The organism is Mucilaginibacter sp. P4_E8, from assembly GCF_056401495.1.
The window spans coordinates 1-8,577 of the sequence record NZ_JBFUJG010000178.1; the positions used below are offsets into that span (position 1 = coordinate 1).

Genomic DNA, 8,577 nt, shown 5'->3' on the forward strand with positions numbered 1-8,577 from the left:
CTCCTGCAAAAATAGGTGACCTGCCTTCGGCGGTAAATACATCACCACTAATATTGGTTGATGGTGTTGCCCGCGATCCTAATTTGATCGATCCTAATGATGTAGCGAGTGTAACTGTGTTAAAAGATGCGGCATCGGCGGCAATTTATGGTGGCAGGGCTGCTAATGGGGTAATTTTAATTACTACCAAAACCGGTAAAGTAGGCGCAACGCGGGTTAGCTATTCAGGCTCTTATACCATTTCAAAACCTACACGCTTGGTGGAGCAGGTAAATTCTCTGGATTACATTAAAATGTTTAACGAGGCTAACCGTACAGGCTTAAAAAGTGGTGGTTATTCAACCACACCTTTTACAGCGCTCGATTCAACTATGGCAACCGCTTATTTTAATGATCCGGCAAATAATCCTACAGGTTACCCTGACCCGGGCAATCCTAAAAAATACCGTTATGTGGGCAATACCGATTGGACAAAAGTACTTTATCCGGGATGGGCGCCGCAACAACAGCATAACATTTCCGTTTCAGGTGGCGAAGGTAAGACCACCTTTTTAACCAGTTTAGGTTATTTCAGGCAGGATGGTTTGGAAAAATCAGCAAACCAGGTATATCAAAGGTATACACCAACTTTAAAAGTAAATTCAGATGTAGCTAAATGGCTTACCCTGGGTTTAAACATGTCAATGACCCATACTGACAATAACCAGCCAGCTTCAACCCGTATAAACCAGGGTGGTGCATGGTTGTATTCAAACATTCCACCTGTAATGCCAGTTTATAACCCGGATGGTAATTTTGCCGGTCAGGGAAATTATACTAATCCATTGGCTGTAAATGCGCTTTCGGGCAGGGATATCGATTCGCAAAATGATTTCTGGACTACAGGTCGTGTTATTATCAGGCCGGTTGATCATTTATCAGTAAATGTAGATTACACCTGGAACGCGCTTAATGACAATCGCAAGGCCAGTCTGATACCATTTAACGAGTATGGTGTAAACGGAACATTTTTGGATATATATCCATGGACAAACCCATCGCAGGTAATTGAAAATAAAACAAACAATAATTATAATGCTTTAAACGCTTTTGCCACTTACGAAAATACGTTTGGCAAACACTATTTAAAAGCTCTGGTAGGTTATAATCAAGAGTACCAGCATTATATATTAGGCAGTACGCTGGTTAAAAACCTGATTGATCCAAATCTGCCGGCTTCGGGCGTAAATAATGATTCAAAACCACAGGTAGGGAGTGTTGAAACAGAATATGCCTTAGTAGGTACATTTTCAAGGCTGAACTATATTTATGACAACAAATACCTGGTTGAAATTAATGCCCGTTATGACGGTACTTCACGTTTTCAGCCCAATAGCAGGTACTCTTTTTCTCCATCAGCATCCGTAGGATGGAATGTATCTGAAGAGAAATTTATGGAAAGCCTCAAAGGCACGCTTAACCAGTTAAAGTTAAGGGCTTCATATGGTCAGTTACCAAATCAGTTGGTACCAGGAGTAGGCTCAACCGGTCAAATGCTCAATATGCTGGCAGGTTCTTTAGCTTCGTCACGCAATCAGTATCCTTATATAGCTGTACAGCAAACCGGCCTGGTTAATTATTTAATGGGCGGCCAGCAAGGGGTTATGGTAGCTTCACCAGCTTTAATAAGCTCTAACTTTACATGGGAAAAAGTGCAAACTAAAAACTTTGGGCTTGATTACTCTTTGTTTAATGATAAGCTTAATGGTTCATTTGACTATTTTATTACCAATATTAAAGATATCCTTGTTCCGGGTCAGCAGTTGCCATCAACCCTTGGTGCTCCCGTGCCACCAAGTAACTCAGCCAATGTCGCGTCTCATGGTTGGGAGTTTAGTTTAAACTGGAGAGACAAATTGTTTGATAACCAGTTAAACTATAGCGTTACGCTTGGCTTATCAAATACTTCAAATACACGTGTAACCAAATACAGCGGTAACCCAACCAACAGCATTAACGATTTTATACAGGGCCAGGACCTGGGTAATATTTACGGCTATGTTAATGATGGCTTTTATAAAACCGATGCCGAAGCAGCAGCTGTTGATAACTCGGCCCTTGCAGGTTACAAATGGCTTGCCGGCGATATCAAATATAAAGACCTGAATGGTGATGGTAAGATCAACTACGGTGATAACACCCTCTCTAACATGGGCGATAAAAAGCTAATAGGTAATACTACACCGCATTACAAATTCGGTTTTAACCTGAACTTGTCATACAAAAACTTTGATTTTGCAACCTTTATACAAGGTGTTTTAAAACAGGATTTCTACCCTAACGAATATGTATTCTACGCTTTCAGAGATGACGAATATAGCATCCCTTCACAAATGACTACCAATTACTGGACACCTACAAATACCAATGCTTACTACCCACGCATTAGGTTTAGTGGTGGCGGAAATGAGCAAAGTCAGGACAAATATATTTTGAATGCAGGTTATGCCCGCGTTAAGCAGTTAACATTAGGATACACACTGTCACCGGCAATTACAAAAAGCATCAAGCTGCAAAAATTAAGGGTATATGTGACCGGCGCAAACCTGTTCACTATCACATCGCTCAATAAAAGCTATGATCCTGAAACGGCCTCGTCTTTTGGCACTTACCCGCTTAACAAATCATTATCATTTGGATTGCAGGCCACGTTTTAATCAAAGCATATCAATTAAATGGGTTTAACCGATGTTAAAAATTACTAAAAATGAAAAATAAATATATCCTATATATAGCCTGCGCAGCAATAACAATTGTTGCATCCTGTAAAAGGGAAAACTTTCTGGATCGTACACCTTTAAGTGATATTATTCCTGAAAAGTTTTTTAAAAACGAAACCGATTTGCAACTGTATTGTAACCAGTATTACTCGGCTTTAACCATACAGAATTTTTTAAAACTTGACGATAACTCTGATGATAAAGCCAATGCAACAATAAACCCGATGTTGGCAGGTACTTACACTGTGCCAAGTCAGGCTACGCATAATTATGCACCATCAGGTACAACCCTTGATTTCAATTCAATGGACATTGGGGGCAATGTAAATGTTAACCAATCTGGTACCGATTGGGATTTTGCCTTAATAAGGGCCTGTAACTTTTTCCTGGCTAACTACAGTAAGGCCGCCATTCCAGATGCTACTAAAAACATTTATGTAGGCGAAACCCTGTTTTTTAGGGCAAATGATTTCTGGAAAAAGGTAAAAGCCTTTGGCGATGTTCCGTATATCAATAAATATATAGTTGATACATCAAAGTCTGTACTATACGGCCCAAGAATGCCGCACAAGCAGGTAATGGATTCTGTATTGAAGGATATTAACTTTGCCGTGGCTAATTTGCCGGTAACACCTGCCGACGGGCGTTTGGGTAAATATGCGGCACTTGCCTTAAAAGCGCGTATTTGCTTGTGGGAAGGTACCTACAGAAAATATGCCGGCGTTGGCGATGAAGCCACCTACCTGCAGGCTGCAACTGATGCTGCCGAGCAGATCATAAATTCTGGTCAATTTAAGCTTTATAGCACAGGAAACCCACAATCTGATTACTATAACTTGTTTATTCAGGATGAATTAAAAGGTAACTCCGAAGCCATTTTGCCTATGCGGTATCTGTCGAGCATTTTAATGAATGGTATTGACCGGTCATTGGGCGAAGCCAGTGATGGTTACAGCAAGGATTTTGTAAATTCCATTTTATGCTCCGATGGTTTACCTGTTTCACTAAGCCCCTTATATAAAGGGGATAATACTCCTGATGACGAAGCTACTAATCGCGACCCGCGCTATAAACAGCAGATAGCAACCCGTGGCTTTGATTTCCTGGATGGTGACCTGATTTCATTACCCCGTATAGGTACTACAGTTACCTCTACAGGTTACCAGCCCATCAAAGGCCGTTCAGGTAGTTTGGCTGCCTGGAATGCAAACGCGTCTACCTATGATTTCTTTATTTTCAGATATGCCGAAACATTGCTTATTGAAGCCGAAGCAAAGGCTGAATTGGGCCAGGCAACACAACAAGTAATTGATAATACGATTAATAAATTACGTGATAGGGTAGGTATGCCGCACATGACTATTGCTACCCTGGTTAAAGATCCAAAATCTGATTTTCCAACATTGCCTGTATTGATCGATGAGATCCGCAGAGAACGTCGTATTGAACTGGGCTCAGAAGGTTTCCGTTTTGATGATATCAAAAGATGGCGCGCCGGTACTTTGATCAATAACCCAAATACCATTTTGGGCATGAAACTTACTCCGGCTTTGCGTGCTCAATATACAGCTCAGCATTTGGATGTAAGCAGCGTGGTTGTTGATGCCAATAATTACATCCGCCAGTATCCAAGTATTACCACCCGTACCTGGAACGATAAAATGTATTTATTACCAATTCCAACACAGGAGATCTCATTAAATCCTAATATAAAACAAAACCCGGGCTGGTAACCGGTAAGCAGGGGGAGATAATGCCCCGTGCGTAATTGCAGTCCTGTTTGATTAGCCCGAGGACGTATCAAACAGGACTGTGTTATTTTAAAACGATCCAAAAGGAATAAATTTCGCAGAAACCGATCTGAAAAATGAAAAAACTGATAGGCGTCGCCTTATTATTTATAAATGTAATAGCCGCTTTGGCACAGTCTGCTCCCAAACCTTATGGAGCGCTCCCATCCCCGTTACAGCTAAAATGGCAGGAAACGGAAATGTACTGCATCGTCCATTTCAGCATGGCCACTTATACCGATAAAGAGTGGGGATATGGAGAAGAAGATCCAAAGTTGTTTAATCCGGCACACTTTAGTGCCCTGCAAATAGTAGCGGCAGCCAAAGCAGGCGGCTTTAAAGGGATAGTAGTAGTAGCCAAACATCACGATGGTTTTTGCCTTTGGCCAACCAAAACAACGGAGCATAACATAAGCCAAAGCCCCTGGAAAAACGGTAAGGGTGATGTAGTTAAGGAATATCAGCAAGCTTGCGTACAATTGGGTATGAAAATGGGGATATACTGCTCTCCCTGGGACAGAAATAACCCCCTTTATGGCAAACCGGCCTATGTAACTGATGTTTACCGTAAACAATTGGAGGAGCTGTATGCAAATTATGGCCCCTTATTTATGTCATGGCATGACGGAGCCAATGGAGGTGATGGGTATTATGGAGGTACACGCGAAGTAAGGAAAATTGACCGTTCTGCTTATTACGGCTGGGATACTACCTGGGCCATTACCCGCAGGATGCAGCCTGGCGCAGCTATATTTGGTGACGCCGGACCTGATGTGCGCTGGGTAGGGAACGAAGAAGGACATGCCGGCGAAACTTACTGGGAAACATTTACGCCGCATTCAACAGATGGCAAAAGACCCGCCAACGGTAATGTTAAATATGAAGAAAGTACGGAAGGCACCCGTGATGGTAAATACTGGATCCCTGCCGAGTGTGATGTACCATCAAGACCCGGATGGTTTTACCACGCGACTCAGGACGGCCAAACCAAATCGGCCTATACCTTGCTTGATCTGTATTACAAAAGTGTAGGTCGTGGAGCCTGCCTTGACCTGGGTCTATCGCCCGATAAGGATGGCCAGCTAACAGCCGAAGATGTGCAAAAACTAAAGGATTTCGGCACTATCATCAGGCAAACATTTGCTGTAAACCTGGCTGCCGGTGCAACTTTTAAACCAAGTAATGTAAGAGGGGGAAATGCTGCTAAGTTTGGCACGGCATACCTGGTTGATAATAACCGCTATACTTATTGGGCTACTAATGATGCAGTAACTAAGCCCAAATTGATTATTGATCTGCATAAAGCCAAAACATTTAATGTGATCCGCCTGCGCGAAAACATAAAATTGGGCCAGCGTATTGAGGGCGCAGCTGTTGATGTTTGGAAAAATAATGCCTGGCAAGATGTAGCCACCGTGACCAGCATAGGTGCCAACCGACTGATACGCCTGCCTCAAAATATCACTGCTACAAAACTAAGGCTTCGTATTACAGGCTCACCGGTATGCATTGCTTTGAGCGATTTTGGATTGTTTAAAGAACCTGCACATTTATCATCGCCCAATATTTTACGCGACAAAAAAGGAGCAGTTAGTATCCAAACAGAAGCTCCTGTTAGTAGTATCCATTACACAACTGATGGCACAGAGCCCGGTTTAAATTCGCCGGTTTACCAGCATTCTTTTGCTTATAACAATGGTGGTAGTGTTAAAGCGATAAGTTTTGAAGGAAAAGAACACAGTGAAATTAAAACACAGATTTTTGGTGTAAGCAAAGCTGGTTGGATGGTGTTACCCGGTCAACCTGAAAATAGTAATCAAAAAAGGATGGAAAATGCCATTGATGACGATCCTCGTACCCTATATAACAGCAGTATAAAAAGTGACTCGGCTGCATTTAAACCACAGGAAATAAGTGTTGATTTAGGTAAGCCACAAAACATAAAGGCATTTACTTATTTGCCAAGACAGGATAAAAGTACAGAAGGTATTGTTGATAGCTATATTTACCAGATAAGTAATGACGGGCAGCATTGGACACAAGTGGCCGGGGGCGAGTTTTCAAACATCGCCTCAAACCCAATTGAACAAACAGTAAAGCTTAATGCACTGGTCAACGCCCGTTATTTTAAATTTATAGCCCGGCATGTAATTAAGGGTAACGGTTTTGCAATTGCAGAGCTTGGGATACTTTAATAAAATGAACACTACAACAAATTTCAAATAAATACAATTTTTAATTAGTCATGAAGAAACCCTTTCTTTTGCTTTTAATGATATTTTCCTTCGGTATTTTAAATGCTCAGCAAAAGCATGTATTTTCCCTAAGTAAAAGTGATTTTTTGCTTGATGGCAAACCACTCCAGATCATCAGCGGCGAAATGCATCCGGCCAGGATCCCTAAGATCTACTGGCGCCAGCGTATTCAAATGGCAAAGGCTATGGGGTGCAATACCATAGCGGCTTATGTTTTCTGGAACTATTTGGAGCAGCAGCCCGGTGTATTTGATTTTACCACCGAAAACAGGGACATTGCCGAGTTTATAAACATTTGTAAGCAGGAGGGTATGTGGGTATTACTGCGCCCGGGCCCATATGTGTGTGCCGAATGGGATTTTGGTGGTTTGCCGCCTTACTTATTAAAAATTCCGGATATTAAGGTAAGATGTATGGATCCAAGATATATGTCAGCAGTTACCCGGTATGTAACTGCTGTATCCAAACAGGTTAAACCGCTGTTATGTACCAATGGCGGACCGATCATCATGGTTCAGGTAGAGAACGAATATGGTAGTTATTCAAATGACCGTGATTATATAAAAACCTTGAAAAACCTATGGGTTAACAATGGCATTAACGCCCCTTTTTATACCGCCGATGGACCTACTGCCTTTATGCTGGAGGCAGGTAGCGTTGATGGCGCAGCAATAGGCCTGGACAGCGGTATCAGTGATGCCGATTTTGAACAAGCCAACAAGCAAAATCCTAACGTGCCCGCTTTTAGCAGTGAAACTTATCCCGGCTGGTTAACCCATTGGAAAGAAAAGTGGCAAAAGCCCGACAAGGCCGATATTTTAAAACAGGTAACCTATTTGCTTGAGCATAAAAGATCATTTAACTTATATGTGATACATGGTGGTACCAATTTTGGCTTTAACGCGGGTGCCAATGCCTTTACCCCAACACAGTTTCAGCCCGATGTTACCAGCTATGATTATGACGCACCGGTAAATGAGCAAGGAGCACCAACACCCAAGTATTTTGCCTTGCGCGATCTGATTGCCAAATATGTAAAATACAAAATACCCGAAGTGCCCAAATCAATCCCAACAATAGAAATACCGGCATTTGACATGCAGCCTTTTACCAGTGTATGGAAGGAGTTACCGCAGGCTATAAAATCGCCGCAACCAAAACCAATGGAAAGTTTAGGGCAGTATAGCGGCTTTATTTTGTATCGTACCAAACTTATTGGTCATAAAAGTGGTACACTAACCATTACTGAGCCGCATGACTATGCCCTGGTGCTATTAAATGGTAAACTTATAGATACCGTATATCGTGATGGGGGTAAGTGGAGCATCAAACTACCTAAAACAGATGTAAAAGACCCTGTTCTGGATATTTTAGTGGAGAATATGGGTCATATAAACTTTGCCCAGTACATGATTGACAGGAAAGGTATTACAGACCGTGTTACGCTGGAGGGGATGACCCTGACCAACTGGGAAATATTTAAACTCCCGATGGATGACAAATTTATTGCCACATTAAAACCCAAATACCCTGAAGGCTTTAACGATGGTGTATTTTTTAAAGGTGGATTTGAGCTAAAAACAGTTGCCGATACATACCTTGATCTGAGCAATTATAAAAAAGGAGTGATATGGGTAAACGGGCATAACCTTGGCCGGTTTTGGAATGTTGGTCCGCAATTTCATTTGTATTGCCCGGCAAACTGGTTACATACCGGTAAAAATGAAGTGATCGTGTTTGACCTGCACCAACAAACAGCAACCAGCATTAAAG

The 8,577-nt window shown here is 42.0% G+C and carries 4 protein-coding genes; all 4 read left to right on the forward strand.

Translation table 11 applies throughout. The features are described 5' to 3' along the window. Window positions 1-2,696 (forward strand): SusC/RagA family TonB-linked outer membrane protein (locus tag AC1DRQ_RS27785; RefSeq protein ID WP_477428814.1); only part of this gene is annotated, 2,696 nt, incomplete at its 5' end. Between the two features lie 50 nt (window positions 2,697-2,746). Beyond that, entirely contained in the window at window positions 2,747-4,492 is a 1,746-nt protein-coding gene (locus tag AC1DRQ_RS27790) for a RagB/SusD family nutrient uptake outer membrane protein (protein WP_477428816.1), read from the forward strand. A 134-nt stretch (window positions 4,493-4,626) separates the two neighbouring features. Next, window positions 4,627-6,744 carry an alpha-L-fucosidase gene (locus AC1DRQ_RS27795; protein ID WP_477428818.1) on the forward strand — a complete coding sequence of 706 codons (2,118 nt, stop codon included), beginning with the start codon at window positions 4,627-4,629 and terminating at the stop codon, window positions 6,742-6,744. Between the two features lie 50 nt (window positions 6,745-6,794). After that, window positions 6,795-8,577: glycoside hydrolase family 35 protein (locus tag AC1DRQ_RS27800; protein WP_477428820.1), on the forward strand; the 1,783-nt coding region annotated here is incomplete at its 3' end.